Consider the following 17037-nt stretch of genomic DNA (forward strand, 5'->3'; position numbering starts at 1 on the left):
GTTGTAGGCTGCGATCAGGCGGGCGAAGCGGAGGAAGCGACGCTCAAAGCAATTGATGCGGCCATCTCGGGGCACCAGGAGATGATGATGAGACCGCCACCGTCCGAGGCTCCCGGCGAAGATCAGGCTGCATGACTGTTTCCAACGACAAACCCATTGAGCGGCCTGACGACGATCGCTTCGCACTGGATCCGTTTGCGTCGTCGCTCGCGAAAGCCCTTATCGGGATGGCTGCACCTGAAGGCGTGGTGGTCGCCATCAGCGGACCATGGGGCTCCGGGAAGAGCAGCGCGGTCAACCTCATCCGCCATCACCTTAAGCCAGCCATCGAGAAGGGTGATGTCCAGATTGTCCCCTTCAATCCGTGGTGGTTTGCAGGCGCAGACGCCCTGACGCTCTCATTTTTTCAGGAGCTTAACAAAGCCATTGGGCCCTCCCTGCCTGTGCAGCTCAGGAAGTCTCTTGCGGCGATGGGACAAGGAGTCTCCGCAGTCGGCGCGGTCGCCGGAGCGATCGCAAGCCTAGGGTCTGGGCCGATTGGTGGCTTAGTCACAGCGGGCTCGGAGTTGATTGGACGAGCGAGTGCCAAACGAGACACCGTCGATGAAGAGCACCGAAAAATTGCCGACGCCTTACGAAGTCAGAAAAAGAGATTCATCGTCGTCATCGATGATATCGACCGCCTGAACCCGGACGATGCTCTCACGATATTCAGGTTGGTGAAGTCCGTAGGCCGCTTGCCAAACATCATCTACCTGCTGGCCTTTGATAGGCAAATCGCGGAGCGGATTGTTGCTGAGCGTTTCCCATCGGAAGGCCCTGGCTACCTTGAGAAGATCGTTCAGCGCTTCTTTGAGCTACCGCCACCCTTGGTCGATGCGCTCCGACAGCAGGTTGTCGACGCAGCGGTCGCCACGATGGGTTCGCCCGAACAGCGACAGTTCACGCGGTTCTGGAATGTCTTCCATGACGTCGTCGCCCCCCTGATCCGATCGCCGCGAGACGTAGTTCGTCTCACCAACCACGTCGCCACTGGCTGGCCGGCCATAGCAGGCAACGTCGATAGAGCGGACTTTCTGGCGCTCAGCGCATTGGAGCTTGCAGAGCCCGACCTCTACGCCCGCATACGCGCGAACCCAGATCGGCTCTGCGGTTTGCGGGAACGCGATGACGGGCGACGGGAGAATCTAGGCCAGGAGTACGACCAGCTTATGGGTCTCGACGCTCGGCCCGAGCGCGAGAAGCAACGTCTCCGTGTAGCTTTGCGACGGCTGTTCCCCCGGCTCGATGCCGTTTGGGGCAACTTGTGGCAGAATGGTGAGACGTGGCGGCGGGACCGTCTGATAGCATCAGCGGAAAATTTCCGGAGCTACTTCGCGTTCGCCGTGTCGGATGATGTCGTCGCAGCCGACACTATAGATACAATCATTGCGCGCGCGGACGATGACGCCTTCATTGAAGGCGAACTGCGCACAGCACTCGCAAAGACGCGTCGGGATGGATCGAGCCAGGCTGGTCTGATCCTGGAAGAACTCTCGTTCTTCGCGCGGGATATACCGGAAGCAAAAGTACCAGTCCTCGTAAACACCCTGTTTCGTCTTGCCGACGCCCTCGATGTCGACAGCGACCGAGGCAAGGGCTTCATGGCGATGGCGAACAATCAGCTGCGCATCCACTGGGTACTAAATCGCCTAGTGAATGACAGGTTCGATCAAGGCAGGCGCGACGAAATTTATGGAGCGGCGTTCGCGACGGCTTCGCTCGAGTGGGCCACGGACTTTGCGGAAAGCTGTATCGGCGACTACCAACTGCGTGAAGACGGCCGCCAAGGGCGCAATGATCCGCTCGTGAGCCAGCTGAAATCTGAGGAGCTGCATGCCCAAGCCCTCGAAAAAATCCGATTGGCGGCTTCAGATGGCAGTCTCGCCACCCACTCCAAACTGGTCTCGCTGCTCTTCACGTGGCGTCGTTTGAACGGAGAGGATAACGGCGAACTTCAGACTTGGACCGAGCAGATGCTAAATGATGATGCCTTCATCATCGCCTTGGCCCGGCAGATTCCGTCGGAATCTTGGTCTTACGGAATGGGCTTCGACGAGATGGGTGATCGTGTCTCTACTCGAACGCTACGTGTGAACCTTGAGCCTTTTACAGATTTTCTTGATGTGCCTCGCTTAGAGGCTCGCGTTCAAGAACTCGCCGATCTTGAGGAGACCAAAGAGGAAGACCGAGCAGTGCTGACGGCCTTCCGCGACATCCCAAGAGGTTCGCATCGCCGGGGTGATTAGAATAGTGAGAGCGGCGGCTATTCTCCTGATATTTCCTCATCTCCAGCGAAAGAGATGAATGTCGGGCCAAGCCTCAACGTATGACACAGGCCCGTCTAATTGATCGATCTCATAAGCGTGGAGTAAGTGGGAGCGGTAGCGAGTCTCGGTGATTGAAAGCGGCGTCTTCTCCGACGAGACCGCGAGAGCCTCTGACTGTGCATAGCTAAATTCGGCTCAAGTTTGAGCATCTTCAGCCAGTAGGACTATGCGCTGCCCGCGACTCGAAAGCAGGTCTTCCTAACTTCGGCTAAGAGTCAGGTTCCGCCTCCTGCACTCCGCCTCAACCGACCCCGCCTTCCATCCGCCCTTGCACCATCCCCCCGGCTTGATATGAGCGGCGCATGGCCAGCATCACCTATATCGAGCATGACGGAACCGAGCACGTCGTCGACGTGAAACCGGGGCTCAGCGTCATGGAGGGCGCGATCCGGAACAATGTGCCGGGGATCGATGCGGATTGCGGCGGGGCCTGCGCCTGCGCCACCTGCCATGTCTATGTCGACGAGGCCTGGCGCGAGGCGGCGGGCAAACCCTCGGCCATGGAGGAGTCGATGCTGGACTTCGCCGAAGAGGTCGAGCCCAACAGCCGGCTGTCGTGCCAGATCCGGGTGTCGGAGGCGCTGGACGGCCTGGTGGTGCGGTTGCCGCAGAACCAGCACTGATCGGCGGGCTCTTCGTCCCACTTAGGATGGCCCGACTTGTGATGAGTTGGGCGGCCCAGCGCTTATAACTGGACGATCGAAAGTCTGGAACTTCAGCGGCTTGAGGCGCGCGAGGGCCGATTTGCGCGCCTGAGGTGCGGGTGCGCGGATAATGTTCGCATGACAGGCAAGAGCAAATTCACAGACCAGGTGTGGAACGAGGAGATCGGGCCGCGCTACGCCAATGACCACAGCGTCACCGGCAAACAGATCGCCGAGGAGCTGGGGCTGCACGAGGTGACGCTGAGTTCGCAGATGCGGCGGCGCGGCTTCTATCGCTATCAGCGCGCGGGGACGCCGCCGCCCGCCTTCATGGCCGCGGCGGCGGAGGGGCTGAAGCGGTGCGAAATCCTGGCCTTCGACTGGGACCCCGACAAGCCCGAGGCCACGATGGCGACGCTGAACGCGCGCGCGGCCCTGGCGGCGCGGGAGGGGTGGCTGCCTGAAATGGGCGTGTTGCTACGGGCCAAGCGGTTCGTGGGCATGGACGCCGTGCGGTTCGGCCCCTGGGCGGGGATGTCGCTGGCCAAGGCGCTGGGGATGCCGGATGCGGGCGGGCTGGGCGATGAGGAGGAGCCGGGGCCGGAGCTGGTGCTGAGGACGGCGCAGCAGCCGCCGGAGGACGCCTGGTCCGCCTGGCTGTTCCTGGGCGGACGGGGGGCGGGCAAGACCCTGGCGGGGGCGTCGTGGGCGGCGGACGAGGCCGAGCGGCTGGGGCCCGGCGGGCGGCTGGCCCTGGTGGGGGCGACTTTGCACGATGTGCGCGAGGTGATGATCGGCGGGCCCAGCGGCATCAACGCCCTGCCGCGCTGGCGGGGGCGGGCGCGGCCGGTCTATGAATCGACGCGGCGGCGGCTGGTGTTCCCGAGCGGGGCCGAGGCCTGGGCCTTTTCCGCCGAGGACCCCGACAGCCTGCGCGGGCCGCAGTTCGCCGGGGCCTGGGCCGATGAATTCTGCGCCTGGGCGCGGCCGGACGAGACCCTGGCCATGCTGCGCCTGGGGCTGAGGCTGGGGCGGGATCCGCGTCTGGTGGTGACGACCACGCCCCGGCCGATGGCGGCGCTGAAGGCGCTGAGGGCCGAGGCCGGGTGCGTGACCACCCATGCGCCGACGCGGGACAACGCCGAACATCTGGCGCCGGGGGTGATCGCGCGGCTGGAGGACCTGTACGGCGGCACGCGGCGGGCGGCGCAGGAAATGGAGGGGCTGATCCTCGATGTCGAAGGGGCGCTGTTCCGGGCGGAGGATTTGGCGCGGGCTAATTTGGACCCCGGGGCGGCGCCCGAGCGGTTCGACCGGGTGGTGGTGGCGATCGATCCGACCACGACGCCGGGGGGCGACGCCTGCGGCATTGTGGCGGCGGGGCGGGTGGGGACGCAGGCCTATGTCCTGGCCGACCGGTCGATGCGGGGGCTGAGCCCCGACGGCTGGGCGCGGCGGGCCCTGGCCTGCGCCGCCGAGTTCGGGGCCGGGGCTATTGTGGCCGAGGTCAATCAGGGCGGGGACATGGTGGCCCATGTGCTGAAGACCTTGGACCCCAATGTGGTGGTGCGCGAGGTGCGGGCCACGCGTGGCAAGCGGATGCGGGCCGAGCCGGTGGCGGCCCTGTACGAACAGGGGCGGGTGACGCACCTGGGCCGGTTCCGCGACCTGGAGGAGGAGCTGATGGCCCTGGGCGGGGACGAGACCGGCAGTCTGGACCGGGCCGACGCCCTGGTCTGGGCCCTGACCGACCTGATGCTGGGGGAGGAGCGGCAGGGGCCGTGGTTCAGGGTGTTGTAGCCATTGGCGCGTGACGGGCGGCGGCGGGCGCGCTAGAGCCTGATCCATGAACGATACGCCGAAAAAGGGCTGGTTCCAGCGCCTGTCCGCGGGGCTCTCGCGCTCCTCCAAACAGATGACCGACCAGGTCGTCGCCAGCTTCGTCAAGGAACCCCTGTCCGAGGCGGCGCTGGAAGGGCTGGAGGAACATCTGCTGGAAAGCGACCTGGGGCCGGCGGCCTCGGCGCGGATCGTCGAACGGTTCCGGGCGCTGAAGTTCGGCAAGGACGCCCAGGAACACGAGGTCAAGGAAGCCCTGGCCGAGGCGGTGGCGGCCGAACTGGCGCCGCGCCAGGCGACCTTCGATCCGCTGAGCGGGCCCAAACCCTATGTGGTGCTGTTCGTCGGGGTGAACGGCTCGGGCAAGACCACGACCCTGGGCAAGATCGCCGCCGACCTGACGGGCAAGGGCGCCAAGGTGATGATCGTCGCCGGCGACACCTTCCGCGCCGCCGCCCGCGAACAGCTGAAGGTCTGGGCCGACCGGGCCGGGGCCGAGTTCGAGAGCCGCCGCGACGGGGCGGATGCGGCCGGCCTGGCGTTCGACGCCTATGCCAAGGCGCGGGCCGAAGGGTTCGACGTGGTCCTGATCGACACGGCCGGGCGGTTGCAGAACAAGTCGGCCCTGATGGACGAACTGCTGAAGATCGTGCGGGTGCTGAAGAAGGTGGACCCGGAGGCGCCGCACGACACGCTTCTGGTGCTGGACGCCACGGTGGGGCGCAACGCCCTGGCCCAGGAACAGATCTTCGGCCGCACCGCCTTCGTCACGGGCGTCGTCATGACCAAGCTGGACGGGACGGCGCGGGGCGGGGTGCTGGTGCCCGTGGCCCAGGCGTCCGACGCCCCCCTGATGCTGATCGGCGTGGGCGAGGGGGTGGAGGATCTGCAACCCTTCGACGCCCGCGCCTTCGCCCGCTCGCTGGTGGGACTGGAAGACTGAGATGACCGAGACATCCGCCCCCGAGACCAAGAACCGCCAGTGGATCCGCCAGGCCGTCGATTTCGGCGCCCTGGCCGCCTTCATGATCAGCTATTTCGTGACGCGGGACATGATCCTGGCGACCTGGGTGCTTGTGGGGGCCTCGGCCCTGGCCCTGGTTGTCGGCTATGCGGTCGAGCGGCGGTTCGCGCCCCTGCCGCTGATCACCGGCCTGTTCGCCCTGGTGTTCGGCCTCCTGACCGTCTTCACCCACGACGACCTGTATGTGAAGCTGAAGCTGACGGTGCAGAACGGGCTGCTGGCGGTGGTGCTGCTGGGCTCGATCCCGCTGAAGAAATATCCGTTCAAGGCCCTGCTGGGCTCGGCCATCAAGGTCAATGACGCCGCCTGGCGGACCCTGACCCTGCGCTATGGCCTGTATTTCCTGACCGTGGCCGTGCTGAACGAGGTGTTCCGCAGCCCCGCCGCCGTGACCGCGATCTGGCACGCCCTGGGCCGTGACACGCCCAATCCGAACGACGTCTGGACCGGGTTCCGCGGGGTTCTGTGGATCGCCGCCTCGGTCTTCGGCCTGTCCCAGGTGCCGCTGATCATGCGCAACATGACCAAGGACGAAGAGCCCGGCCCGGTTTCGCCGGACACGGGACTCTGACAGAAGCGCGAAAGCCTACAGACAAAATGTCGCGTAACGGACATACTTCTCGCGTCAAATCGTAAAGCGCCGCTGGTACGCGTGCGGACGAAAGACAATCGGGGGACGGTCGATATGGTCAAGTCAGGCAAGGCGTTGCGCAAGGTCGGGCCTCTGGCCACCTCGCCCAGCCATCTGATGCACCGCGCGCTTCAGCTGGCGCTGGACATCTATTCCGAGGAAACGGGCGCCGACGGCCTGACCCAGCGCCAGTTCGCGGTGCTCGAGGCCGCCTCGCTGAAGGCCGGCCTGACCCAGACGGAACTGGTGCGGATGACCGGCATCGACCGCTCGACCCTGGCCGACCTGGTCACGCGGATGACCGCCAAGGGCTTGCTGGAGCGCGAACGCTCGACCCTGGACGCCCGCGCCAAGGCGGTTCGTCTGTCCACGGAAGGCGCCGCCCGTCTGGACGCCGCCCGGCCGCTGGTCGAGGCCGCCGACAAGCGGATCATGGGCCTGCTGCCCAAGGGCCAGCGCGAGACCTTCCTGGCCCAGCTGGCCGAACTGGCCGCCGCCGCCGACGCCGCCCCCGACGCCGCCAAGGCAGAGGCCAAGGCCGCCAAGAAGGCGCTGAAGATGGCTGAGAAGGAGGCCAAGAAGGCCGAAAAGGCCGCCAAGAAGGCGATCCGCCCGGCCAAGCCCGCCAAGGCCAAGAAGCCCAAGCTGAAGGTGGTCGAGGTCGCCTGATCCCCTCACCTCCGTCACCCGCCCGTCATCCTCGGGCTTGACCCGCGGATCGAGGGGGCTGCCGCTTGTGCGAGGGGTGTGACGCGGCGCCCGATCAGCGCCCGGTCCTCGGGTCAAGCCCGAGGATGACGGGTTGGGGGACGAGGATGGCCAAGGTCACGACGCGGTCGCACAGCTGCTCCGCCTTCCCTGTCGGCTTCAACCGAAGATCAGTCGTCCGGCGATAGCGCCGCCCAGGATCAGCAGCGGCGGCGCCCACCGGCCTTTCGCCAGCCAGGCCGCCGCCAGGGCGGGCAGGAAGATCAGGGCGGCGCCCCAGAGGCTCGGCGCCCGCTCGGCCGTCGAGCCCATCAGCTGGAGCGCGGTCGCGCCGATGACGCCGACCACGGCGGCCGCGACCCCCGTCAGGGCGCGGTGCAGGGCCGGATTGTCCACCACGGCCTCCAGCCGTTCGAACAGGATCAGGGAAAAGGCGAAGGCCGGCAGGAAGATCCCCGCCGTCACCGCCAGGGCGCCCATCCAGCCCCCCGCGACATAGCCGGCGAAGGTCCCGAAGATGACGAGCGGCGCGGGCAAGACGCCCGCCAGGGCCACGCCGTCGAGGAAGGCGCCGTCGGACAGCCAGCCCCGCCCCACGGTGTCGGCGCGCACATAGGGGATGGCGGTATAGGCCCCGCCGAAGGTCAGCAGCCCGCCCTTGAGGCCGGCGATGAACAGGTCCAGCGTCGCCGCCTGGGTGACGGGGGCGTCGATCGGGATCGCCGCCCCGGTCCGGGCTGAGTCCAGAGCGCCCGACAGGGAGACTGACAAAGACACAGACAGGGCGACGGCGATCAGGCCGACGCCCCAGGCGACCCAGGGGCGACGGCTGACGCCATAGATCAGGCCCCCGGCGACGAGCGGAATCCAGAAGGGCGCGCCGATGAGGCTGGAGGCGAACCCAAGCCCGGCCACAAGCCACAGAATCCGGTCCGCCAGACTATGCCGACCGATCCGCTGGACGGCCAGGAGGATCAGCGCCACCACCACGATCTGCACCCCCGCCAACGCCCCGGCCCAGACCGCGCGCCCGGCGATCAGGCCGTCATAGGCCCAGGCCGCCAGCATCATCAGAATGAACCCCGGCGCCATGAAGCCGAGGCCCGCCAGCAGGCCGCCGAGGCGGCCGCGCGACAGCATGCCCATGTGAACGCAAAGCTCGTGCGCCTCTGGCCCCGGCAGCGCCTGCATCACCGCCAGCAGCCGGTTGAACCGGGCGCTCGAAATCCAGCCCTCCCGCTCGACCAACTGGCGCCGGATCATGGCGATCTGGGCCACGGGGCCGCCGAACGCCAGCAGGCCGAAGTGCAGGAATTTCAGGAACAGGGGGAGGAGCGGAAGGCGGGGCGTCACAGGCTCCTGCTGCACGACGGCCATTCCCTTGCTCCCAACCCGGGCGCCGCAGCGCGACAGCGGACCGCCTGTATGGATGAGGTGGGTCTTTGATGAAAGGCTTGGGCGAAGGGTCAAGTGCACGGCCGAAACCCGCCAGAGTGATCCAGTCCTTTCCGCTACCACAGCCCGGCCAGCTGCACCCCCGCGGCCGGCATCAACGGTGAAGGACGGAATATGGAATTGAAGGCCAAGACGATCATCATTACGGGCGCGAGCAGTGGGATCGGGGAGGCCGCTGCAGGCTTGTTCGCTGCAGAGGGAGCCCGTCTGGTCCTTGGATCGCGGCGTCGGGACAATCTCGAAATCATCGCCGACCGCATCGTCGCTGAGGGTGGCCGCGCTGTCTACTTAGCGGGTGACGTGCGGGAGGAAAACTATGCGCAGGCCTTGGTTGATCTTGCGGTCCGCGAGTTTGGCGCGCTGGATGGCGCCTTCAACAACGCCGGAGTCGTCGGGCCTATGGTCCCCGTCGGGGAGATGGAACTGGCCGACTGGAACGACGTGGTCGCCACCAATCTTACGAGCGCGTTTCTGGCAGCCAAGGCTCAAGTACCGGTCTTGGCCGGGCGTGGAGGGGGTTCAATCGTCTTTACCTCCTCATTCGTCGGCTTCAGCAACGGCGGCTTGGCGGGCATGGCGGCATATGCCGCGTCCAAAGCCGGGCTCATCGGACTGACCCAATCGCTCGGCGCGGATCATGCGGGTGCGAACGTCCGGGTGAACGCCCTGCTTCCAGGCGGTACGATCACCCCGATGGGCGGCGAAGGGAATCCCGATGTTCTTGCCTTGGTCGCCGGCTTGCACCCGATGAAGCGAATGGCGGATCCCCTCGAGATTGCCCAGGCCGCGCTATTTCTGCTGGGGATCGTTCCTCCTTCATGACCGGAAGCCCCATGCTGGTGGACGGCGGAGTGTCGGTGCGTCTGACCTGAACGATTACGCACGGGCGGCAGGTCCTAGTGGGGGCCTGCCGACGGCCGTCGCCCACCCTTAGCTGAGATCGACCGCGACCGATTTCAGGCCTGGAGGCCAACATCTGATCTCGGCGTCGAAGACCATGACCGCACTCGACCGTTGCGAGCGCTCGCCGACGGTGGGATCATCGAATTATGGCGCCGGTGCTCGACGAACTTGAAGAACGGTTGAAAGCGGCGTGGTCGGTGGAGACGGCGACCACATGGACGCGCGACAACCCCGCCCTTGGCCAGTGCAGCGTGACGGCGCTGGTGGTCAACGACTTGCTTGGCGGCCGCATCCTCAAGACAAGAGTCGGACCGAACTATCACTTCTATAATCTGATAGACGACACACGCATCGACCTGACCAGCAGTCAGTTTGGAGGGCGGATCGCTTACGAGGATCTTCCCGCGAGCCGCGACGATGCGTTCAGCGACACCACCGTCAAACAGTATCAGGCGCTGCGGCGAGCCCTCTTTCTGGAGACGCCCTCAGCCGGTTGATGTCGCCATGCCGTCCCGAACAGCCGTTCGTGTCGTCCGCCCTTGGACCGGAAGACCCTCTTGCTCGACAGAACCCCAAACCGTCATCCTCGGGCTTGACCCGGGGATCGAACGGTCCGCCGCTTGTGCAAGGGGGCAGGCGCAGCGCCCGATCAGCGCTCGGTCCTCGGGTCAAGCCCGAGGATGACGGCGGGGGCGGTGGCGGGGGGCGCCTCCCCACGGCGGGGGAGGTGACGGGAGGCTTGCGGCGCAAATCCGGGCCTGCGACGATGGGATATGGCTGATGATAGCGACCTGCCCGGCGGCGTCGTCCATTCGCTGCCCGCCGATCTGCGGGCGGCGCTGGTCGGCGACGCCGCAGCCGTGGCGACCTGGACGGCGATCACGCCCCTGGCCCGCAATGAATGGATCTGCTGGGTCGAGTCGGCGAAGAAGGCCGAGACGCGGCTCAAGCGGATCGACTGGGGTCGCGAGAATCTGAGCGACGGCAAACGCCGCCCCTGCTGCTGGCCGGGATGCCCGCATCGCGAGAAGGGGACCGGCGCGGCCTAGGCGGCGGCGATCCTAGCCGGCGTTGGTCCTAGCCCTGGCCGACAGGCGCAGGCAGTAGAGGAGGGTGAAGGCCATGCCGCCGATCACCGCGCCGCAGCCGATGACGACCGCCGTCATGATGGTGGGGGCGAAGGCGAAGGCCAGGGCGTAGACGAGGCCGCTCAGCACCATGGACCAGGCCGAGACGCGCTGGGCCTTTCTGGCGCCCGCGCTGGCGGTGAAGGTCTTGGGGATGCGATCGCCGAAGGCGGCGATCATCAGGCCGGTGGCGCCCAGAACCAGGCGAAGGGTGGTCTCGTGGTCGATATAGCCCAGCCGGCGTCCCAGGCTGGCGCACAGGGCCAGAACCAGAATTCCGCCGCCCCAGGCGAGGCTGTTGATGACGTCCTTGTTCATTTCGCAGGCTCCTGTGAGGGCCCGGGCGTCTCCGCCCCGAGGCCGAACGAATTGACGAAGCCCAGCAGGGCCTCTTCCAGCACCGAGAGTTTCAGATGGTAGACGACCGACTTGCCGGCCTTTTCCGCATGAACCAGATCCGCCTCCTTCAGCACCGCGAAATGGGCCGACATGGTCGGTTTGGAGACGTTGAACCGGTCGCTGATCTCGCCGGCGGTCATCGGTCCCTGACGCAGCAGCTGAAGCACGCGGCGGCGGGTCGGATCGGAAAGGGCTTTGAAGACCTGGCTCATAATGTGTTTATTAGCTAAACGTCTAAATGAGTCAAGCGCGCCTTCGGCGATGGGAGTTCAAACCGCAAGATCGGGAGAGCGCGCGACGGCGTCTTGCGCCAATCTGGGCTGTGACCACGGATGAGGATGATGACGGCGGCGCTGGACCACTACCATTCCCGGATGCTGAGGGTGCTGGACCATATCGACCGGCATCTGGACGGCGATCTGGACCTGGAGACGGTCAGCGGTGTCGCGGCCTTTTCCAAATTCCATTTCCACCGGCAGTTCAAGGCGACCTTCGGGCTGTCCCTGCACCGCTATGTCCAGCTGGCGCGGATGCGACAGGCGTCGAAACGGCTGGCGGGCGGGCAGGGGGACAGCGTGACCGACATCGCCCTGGACGCCGGTTACGAGACGCCCGACGCCTTCGCCCGCGCCTTTCGCCAGAGGTTCCGGCAGTCGCCGTCCGATTTCCGGAAATCACCCGACTGGGCGCCGTGGCTTCAGGCCTTCGGCCCCCTCAACTCAGCCCGGAGCAGACTCATGCAGACGCCCTTCACGCCCGATCAGGTGACGATCCGGGAGACGCCGCCGATCCGGGTGGCGATCTTTGAACATCGGGGCGATCCCGCGACCATCGACGCCACGGTTCAGCGGTTCATCGTCTGGCGCAAGGCCGCCGGCCTGTCGCCCAAGACCAACCCGACCTTCAATGTCTGGCATTCGGAACGCCGCCCCGCCGACCCGGCCGACTATCGGATGGACCTGTGCGTCGGCCTGAACCCCGGTCAGCGGGTGGAGGCGGAGGACCCGGCGGTCAAGGCGGGCGAAATCCCCGGCGGGCGGTGCGCCGTGCTGCGCGTCGTCGGCGACACCCATAATCTGGAGCCGGCCGCCCTGTATCTGTACCGCGAGTGGCTGCCGGCCAGCGGGGAGGAGATGCGGGACTTTCCGATCTATTGCCAGCGGTTGTTCGTGGGGGAGCCGGAGATGGGGGCGGCGGCGGATTTGTTTTTGCCGTTGAGGTGAGGGGCGTGTCCGCAAGGCCGGAGCCTCTGCGGCGTCGAGAGCCCCTCCACTGCGCCCTACGACTTTCTCAGCCGCTTGGCGTTGGCGACGGCGGTCTTGTGGATGGGGGTGAGGGCGTCGGTATGGGCCTGGGTCAGTTCGGCGGTCAGGGTCTGGGCCTGGCCGGCGGCGCGGCTCCACCAGCCCAGGGCGTAGCGGATCTGGGCCTGGGCGGCCTCGGCCGGGGTGTGGGCGCCGACGATTTCGGTGGCGGCCTGGAGGGCGCGGGCGCCTTCATCCAGGGCGTCGCGGCTCAGGCGTTCGCCGACGGCGCCGGCGCTGGCGGTCAGGGCGGCGGCGGAGGCGGCCATGGCCTCGGTTTTTTCCGAGCTCATCAGCGCCATTTCGATCGGATCCTGACCCCTGGGGTCCGTCAGGCCCTGGGCCATCAGGGTGGTGCGGGCGGCGATCACCTCGGCCGAGGCGGACAGGAGTTCGGCGCCCAGGACAGCCGGCGAGCGGGCTTTGCGGGTCAGGACGCGTCTCCGGGCCGGACTTCGGCGGCGAAGGCCGCGACGTCGGACAGCAGGGCGGGGACGGCCAGGTCGATGATGCGGCGGCCCTTTTCGGGGCTGGCCTGGGCGGGGTCGGAGCCGATGCGGCCGTCGGGGAAGCGGGCGCGATAGTCGAGGGCGTCACGGATCGGGCCGTTGGGCGCGATCTTGGGGGCGTATTCCGCCGTCTTGATCCGGTCGGGATAGGCGGCCTGGGTCACGGCGATCTCGGACGGGGTGGCGTGCATGCCGTGGCCGGTGGGGAAGATCGAGTTGCACAGGCCCTGGACGCCGGGCAGGTCCCACCAGTTCTTGAGCTTCAGAACAAATGGGGGTTCGTCCTCGACGAAGCTCCATTCGGCGTAGATTTCCGAGAAGGTCGCCTCAATGGTGGCGACGTTGCCGCCGTGGCCGTTGAGGAAATAGATCCGCTCGAACCCGTGGCGGCTGAGCGACGAAACCCAGTCGGTGATGGCGGCCATGAAGGTGGAGGGGCGCAGGCTGATGGTGCCGGCGAAGGCCAGGTGATGCTGGGCCATGCCGATGTTGAAGGTGGGGGCGACCATCAGGGCGGCGTTCGAACGCTCGGCCTCGTGGGCGATGATCTCGGGGCACAGCCAGTCGGTGCCGAGAAGACCGGTCGGGCCGTGCTGCTCGTTGGAGCCGATGGGGACCACGACCGTCTTCGACAGGGGCTGGTCCGCCGCGATACGGGCGTCGATCTCGGGCCAGGACGACAGGTGGATCAGCATGGGCGGACTCCTTTACGCGACCCGCATCAACTAGCGCGATCCACGGTTGGCGCATAGGCCGTGACGAAGAGGCGGGCGGCCTCGCGGGCGCGGCGGAGGCGCTGGTCGGCGTCGATCTGGGGCACGTTCAGCATGGCCCGCAGATGGCCGTGGCCCAGCACCAGGCCCGAGAACATCTCGGCCGCCTCGTCGGGGTCGGGCACGTTCAGCCGGCCCGCGCGCGTCTGGTCCGCCAGCCAGGCCGACAGCAGTTTGAGGCTGCGCAGGGGCCCCGCCTCATAGACGGCCTGGGCGATCTCGGGGGCGTCGGCGGACATCAGGACCACGCCCCGCATCGAGCCGACCTTGTCCGGGTGGCAGATGCGCTCCAGCAGGATCAGGGCCAGGGCCTCCAGCACCTCTGCGGGGGCGCCGGCGGACTTCAGCGGGGCGACGATGGCGTCGGACCTCTGGTTCGCCATGGCCCGGGCGATCTCCAGCTTGGAGGCGAAGCGGTTGTAGACCGTCTGTTTGGAGACGCCGGCGACGCGGGCGATTTCGTCCATCGAAACCGCCAGGCCCTTGTCCGCGAACAGGGTGGCGGCGGCGTCGAGGATGGCCTCGCTCTTCTTCTCGTCGATCTGGCCGCGACGGCGCGCCATCAGTGGGCGTCCGAAGGCGGGGCGCCCGGCTGGGCCTTGACCGGCTGGGCCAGCAGGGTGACGAAGGCGGCCCCGGCGCACATGATCCCCAAGAGGGCGAAGGCGTCGCCGAAGGCCATGGTCGTGGCCTGTTTCTGCAGGATGCCATAGACGGCCTTCAGGGCCGAGGCGGCGGGGTCGATGGTGCCGGCGAAGCGCTGGGCCATGCCGGCCATCATCTGACGCATGGCCTGGTCGCCTTGCGCGATGCCGCTGGTCAGCTCGCCGATATGGACGGCGGTGTTGGTGGTCAGGCTGGTGTTCAGGATGGCCAGGCCGAAGGCGCCGCCGACGTTGCGCGCCAGGTTCACCAGGCCCGAGGCGTTCTTGACCATGTGCGGCGGCAGGGTGGCCATGGTCACCTGTTGCGAGGCGATCATGGCCAGCATGACGCCGACGCCGCGGAAGGCCTGGACCGAGGCGAACTCCCAGAAGCCCCAGTCGTCGGTGACGACCCGCGCCTCCCACATGCCCCAGGCGCACAGCATGAAGCCGCCGAACATCAGGATCCGCGCGTCCATCTTGCGCACCAGCCGCCCGGCGAAGGGGGCGGTGGCGAACATGGCGAGACCCGAGACGACCATGGTGGTGCCAACCTGGGACGACGAATAGTCCAGCACCCGACCCAGGAACAACGGCAACAGGAAGGTGCCGCCGTACAGGGCGAAGCCGACGATGAAGGTCATGATGAAGCCGACCAGGAAGTTGCGGTTGGCGAAGGCGCGCAGCTCGACGATGGGCTGGCGATAGGCCAGGGAGCGCCAGATGAAGATGGGCCCCGTCACGGCGGCGACGACCGACAGCAACAGGATGTGGGTGTCGTCGAACCAGTCGTTCTTGGAGCCTTCCTCCAGCACATATTGCATGCTCATCAGGAAGGTCGCCATGAAGCCCAGGCCCCACCAGTCGAACCCCTTGGCCAGGGACGGATCGCCCTTGTCGAAGTTGCCGTAGCGGCCGACCAGGAACAGGACCAGCAAGCCCGGCGCGACATTGATGAAGAACAGCCAGCGCCAGCTGAGCCAGTCGGTCAGGTGTCCGCCCAGGGTCGGGCCGACGGTCGGCGCCAGGGTGACGATCAGGCCCATGACCACGCTGGCCGTGACCCGCTTGTCCGGCGGGAAGGCGGTGAAGGCCACGGCGAAGACGGTCGGGATCATGGCCCCGCCGACAAAGCCCTGGATGGCCCGGAACAGGATCATGGTGTCGATGGAGTTCGACAGGCCGGTGGCGATGCTCATCAGGACGAAGCCGGCGCACGAGGCCAGGAACAGCTTCTGGGTGCCCCACAGTCGCGACAGGAAGCCGGACAGGGGGATCATCACCACTTCGGGGATCAGATAGGCGGTCTGGATCCAGCTGATCTCGTCGGCCGAGGCGCCGACCCCGGCCTGGATCTGGGGCAGGGAGGCGGCGACGATCTGGATGTCCAGGATGGCCATGAACTGGCCCACCACCATCCCGGCGAAGCCGAGCAGCAGCATGGTCCAGTTGATCTCGGGATGGCCGGCGACGGGGCCCTTGGCGTCGGAAGGGGCCCCGCCGTTTGCGGCAGGGGCGACGGCGGTCACGGGCGGGGCGCCTCGTTGGCGGCCATCTGGGCGCCGACGGCGGCCTCGGCGAAGCTCTGGCCGCCCTCGCTCTTCAGGTCGACCTTGACGTCGACCGACAGGCCAGGGCGCAGGGCCAGGCCCCGGTCGGCGCCGCTGACGACGATCCGCACGGGCACCCGCTGGGTGATCTTGGTGAAGTTGCCGGTGGCGTTCTCAACCGGGATCAGGGCGAATTCCGAGCCGGTGGCGGGGGCGAAGCTGTCGACCCGGCCCTCGATCTTGCGGCCGGGGAAGGCGTCGGCGGAAATCTCGACCGTCTGGCCCAGACGCATTCGGTCCAGCTGGGTCTCCTTGAAGTTGGCCACGACATAGGTCTGGGTCAGGGGCACGATCGACAGAAGCTGGGTTCCGGCGTTGACGTACTGGCCGGCCCGCACGCTGCGGGCGCCGACGACGCCGGCGATGGGGGCGCGGATGACGGTGCGTTCCAGGGCGATGCGGGCGGTCTCGACCTGGGCGCGGGCCTGTTCGACGGCGGCGACGCTCTGTTCGCGGGTCGAGCCCAGCACGCCGGCGGTGCGCTGTTCGGCGACCAGGGCGGCCTGGGCCTGTTGCACGCTGGCGTCGGCGGTGGCGGCCGAGGCGCGTTCGGTCTGGATCCGTTGCTGCGAGACCCAGCCCTGCTGGGCCAGCTTGCCGTAACGATCGACCTCGGCGCGGGCCAGGCCGGCCTGGGCGCGGGCCTGGGTCACGGCGGCGGCGCGGGCGGCGATGGCGGCCTGTTCCTGGGCGGACTGGGCGTCGACATTGCCGACGGCGGCGATGGCGGCCTGGAGATTGGCTTCGGCGCGGGCCAGTTCTGCGCGCTGGTCGCCGTCGTCCAGCTTGACCAGGACCTGACCGGCCTCGACCCGCTGGTTGTCGCCGACCAGGACCTCGGTCACTCGGCCGGCCAGTTGCGGGCTGATCAGGGTGGTGTCGGCCTGGACGAAGGCGTTGTCGGTGCTCTCCCACCTCTGGCCGTTCATCCACCAGACGATCCCGCCCGCGATCAGGGCGAGGCCGACGAGGATCGCGGCGAACAGCGGCAGGCGTTTCTTCAGTTCAGGCGACATGGGACATCCTGGGGAGGGTGCGGCGTTTTGAAGCGGGGCTAAAATGGACGTCGCCGTCCAAAAATCAATGTCCAATCGACAA

At 67.1% G+C, this 17037-nt stretch carries 19 protein-coding genes; 10 read left to right on the forward strand and 9 right to left on the reverse strand.

The window, feature by feature from the left end:
- Positions 1-131 precede the first annotated feature (131 nt).
- A complete protein-coding gene (locus tag ACW170_RS05210) occupies positions 132-2288 on the forward strand; it encodes a KAP family P-loop NTPase fold protein (RefSeq protein WP_492088605.1) in 2157 nt (718 codons plus the stop codon).
- 36 nt (positions 2289-2324) lie between these two features.
- On the opposite strand, the gene ACW170_RS05215 is transcribed toward ACW170_RS05210, so the two are convergent.
- A complete protein-coding gene (locus tag ACW170_RS05215) occupies positions 2325-2441 on the reverse strand; it encodes a hypothetical protein (protein WP_492089140.1) in 117 nt (38 codons plus the stop codon).
- Between the two features lie 230 nt (positions 2442-2671).
- On the opposite strand from ACW170_RS05215, the gene ACW170_RS05220 reads away from it, so the two are divergent.
- From ACW170_RS05220 to ACW170_RS05240, 5 genes are all read left to right on the forward strand, one after another.
- Positions 2672-2992: a 2Fe-2S iron-sulfur cluster-binding protein gene (locus ACW170_RS05220; protein ID WP_267515239.1), complete on the forward strand. Its 321-nt coding sequence runs from the start codon at positions 2672-2674 to the stop codon at positions 2990-2992.
- 159 nt (positions 2993-3151) lie between these two features.
- The gene (locus ACW170_RS05225; protein WP_492088606.1) at positions 3152-4813 is read left to right on the forward strand and encodes a DNA-packaging protein; all 1662 of its coding nucleotides are present in this window, start codon (positions 3152-3154) and stop codon (positions 4811-4813) included.
- A 46-nt stretch (positions 4814-4859) separates the two neighbouring features.
- Positions 4860-5795 (forward strand): signal recognition particle-docking protein FtsY, encoded by a 936-nt coding sequence (gene ftsY / locus ACW170_RS05230; protein WP_492088607.1) that lies wholly within the window; start codon positions 4860-4862, stop codon positions 5793-5795.
- A 1-nt stretch (position 5796) separates the two neighbouring features.
- On the forward strand, positions 5797-6447 hold the full coding sequence (locus ACW170_RS05235) for an inner membrane-spanning protein YciB (protein WP_492088608.1): 651 nt from the start codon (positions 5797-5799) through the stop codon (positions 6445-6447).
- A gap of 114 nt (positions 6448-6561) precedes the next feature.
- Positions 6562-7176 (forward strand): MarR family winged helix-turn-helix transcriptional regulator, encoded by a 615-nt coding sequence (locus ACW170_RS05240; RefSeq protein WP_492088609.1) that lies wholly within the window; start codon positions 6562-6564, stop codon positions 7174-7176.
- A 198-nt stretch (positions 7177-7374) separates the two neighbouring features.
- Here ACW170_RS05240 and chrA read toward each other — a convergent pair whose 3' ends face one another.
- Positions 7375-8592, reverse strand: coding sequence for a chromate efflux transporter (gene chrA, locus ACW170_RS05245; RefSeq protein ID WP_492088610.1), 1218 nt, complete (start codon positions 8590-8592; stop codon positions 7375-7377).
- A gap of 192 nt (positions 8593-8784) precedes the next feature.
- On the opposite strand from chrA, the gene ACW170_RS05250 reads away from it, so the two are divergent.
- From ACW170_RS05250 to ACW170_RS05260, 3 genes are all read left to right on the forward strand, one after another.
- Entirely contained in the window at positions 8785-9492 is a 708-nt protein-coding gene (locus tag ACW170_RS05250) for an SDR family oxidoreductase (protein ID WP_492088611.1), read from the forward strand.
- A 227-nt stretch (positions 9493-9719) separates the two neighbouring features.
- Entirely contained in the window at positions 9720-10070 is a 351-nt protein-coding gene (locus ACW170_RS05255; RefSeq protein WP_492088612.1) for a YunG family protein, read from the forward strand.
- Between the two features lie 276 nt (positions 10071-10346).
- Entirely contained in the window at positions 10347-10622 is a 276-nt protein-coding gene (locus ACW170_RS05260; protein ID WP_492088613.1) for a YdeI/OmpD-associated family protein, read from the forward strand.
- A gap of 12 nt (positions 10623-10634) precedes the next feature.
- Here the strand turns inward: ACW170_RS05260 and ACW170_RS05265 are convergent, their stop codons facing one another.
- Both ACW170_RS05265 and ACW170_RS05270 read right to left on the reverse strand, forming a co-directional pair.
- Positions 10635-11018 carry an SdpI family protein gene (locus tag ACW170_RS05265; protein WP_492088614.1) on the reverse strand — a complete coding sequence of 128 codons (384 nt, stop codon included), beginning with the start codon at positions 11016-11018 and terminating at the stop codon, positions 10635-10637.
- Positions 11015-11311, reverse strand: a complete 297-nt coding sequence (locus tag ACW170_RS05270; RefSeq protein WP_492088615.1) for an autorepressor SdpR family transcription factor — start codon at positions 11309-11311, stop codon at positions 11015-11017. The genes ACW170_RS05265 and ACW170_RS05270 overlap by 4 nt, the downstream gene beginning before the upstream one ends.
- Before the next feature lie 120 nt (positions 11312-11431).
- On the opposite strand from ACW170_RS05270, the gene ACW170_RS05275 reads away from it, so the two are divergent.
- Positions 11432-12322, forward strand: coding sequence for an AraC family transcriptional regulator (locus ACW170_RS05275; protein WP_492088616.1), 891 nt, complete (start codon positions 11432-11434; stop codon positions 12320-12322).
- A 56-nt stretch (positions 12323-12378) separates the two neighbouring features.
- On the opposite strand, the gene ACW170_RS05280 is transcribed toward ACW170_RS05275, so the two are convergent.
- The 5 genes from ACW170_RS05280 to ACW170_RS05300 are packed head-to-tail and all read right to left on the reverse strand — an operon-like array spanning position 12379 to position 16955.
- Complete coding sequence (locus ACW170_RS05280; RefSeq protein WP_492088617.1) at positions 12379-12774, reverse strand: phasin; 396 nt, start codon at positions 12772-12774, stop codon at positions 12379-12381.
- A gap of 59 nt (positions 12775-12833) precedes the next feature.
- Complete coding sequence (locus ACW170_RS05285; protein WP_492088618.1) at positions 12834-13607, reverse strand: creatininase family protein; 774 nt, start codon at positions 13605-13607, stop codon at positions 12834-12836.
- Positions 13608-13633: 26 nt separating this feature from the next.
- On the reverse strand, positions 13634-14248 hold the full coding sequence (locus ACW170_RS05290) for a TetR/AcrR family transcriptional regulator (protein WP_492088619.1): 615 nt from the start codon (positions 14246-14248) through the stop codon (positions 13634-13636).
- On the reverse strand, positions 14248-15858 hold the full coding sequence (locus ACW170_RS05295) for a DHA2 family efflux MFS transporter permease subunit (RefSeq protein ID WP_492088620.1): 1611 nt from the start codon (positions 15856-15858) through the stop codon (positions 14248-14250). The genes ACW170_RS05290 and ACW170_RS05295 overlap by 1 nt, the downstream gene beginning before the upstream one ends.
- Positions 15855-16955: an HlyD family secretion protein gene (locus ACW170_RS05300; RefSeq protein ID WP_492088621.1), complete on the reverse strand. Its 1101-nt coding sequence runs from the start codon at positions 16953-16955 to the stop codon at positions 15855-15857. Before ACW170_RS05300 ends, ACW170_RS05295 begins: the two co-directional genes overlap by 4 nt.
- Positions 16956-17037: the final 82 nt, after the last annotated feature.

It is taken from the genome of Brevundimonas sp. FV2ps16, from assembly GCF_058681075.1.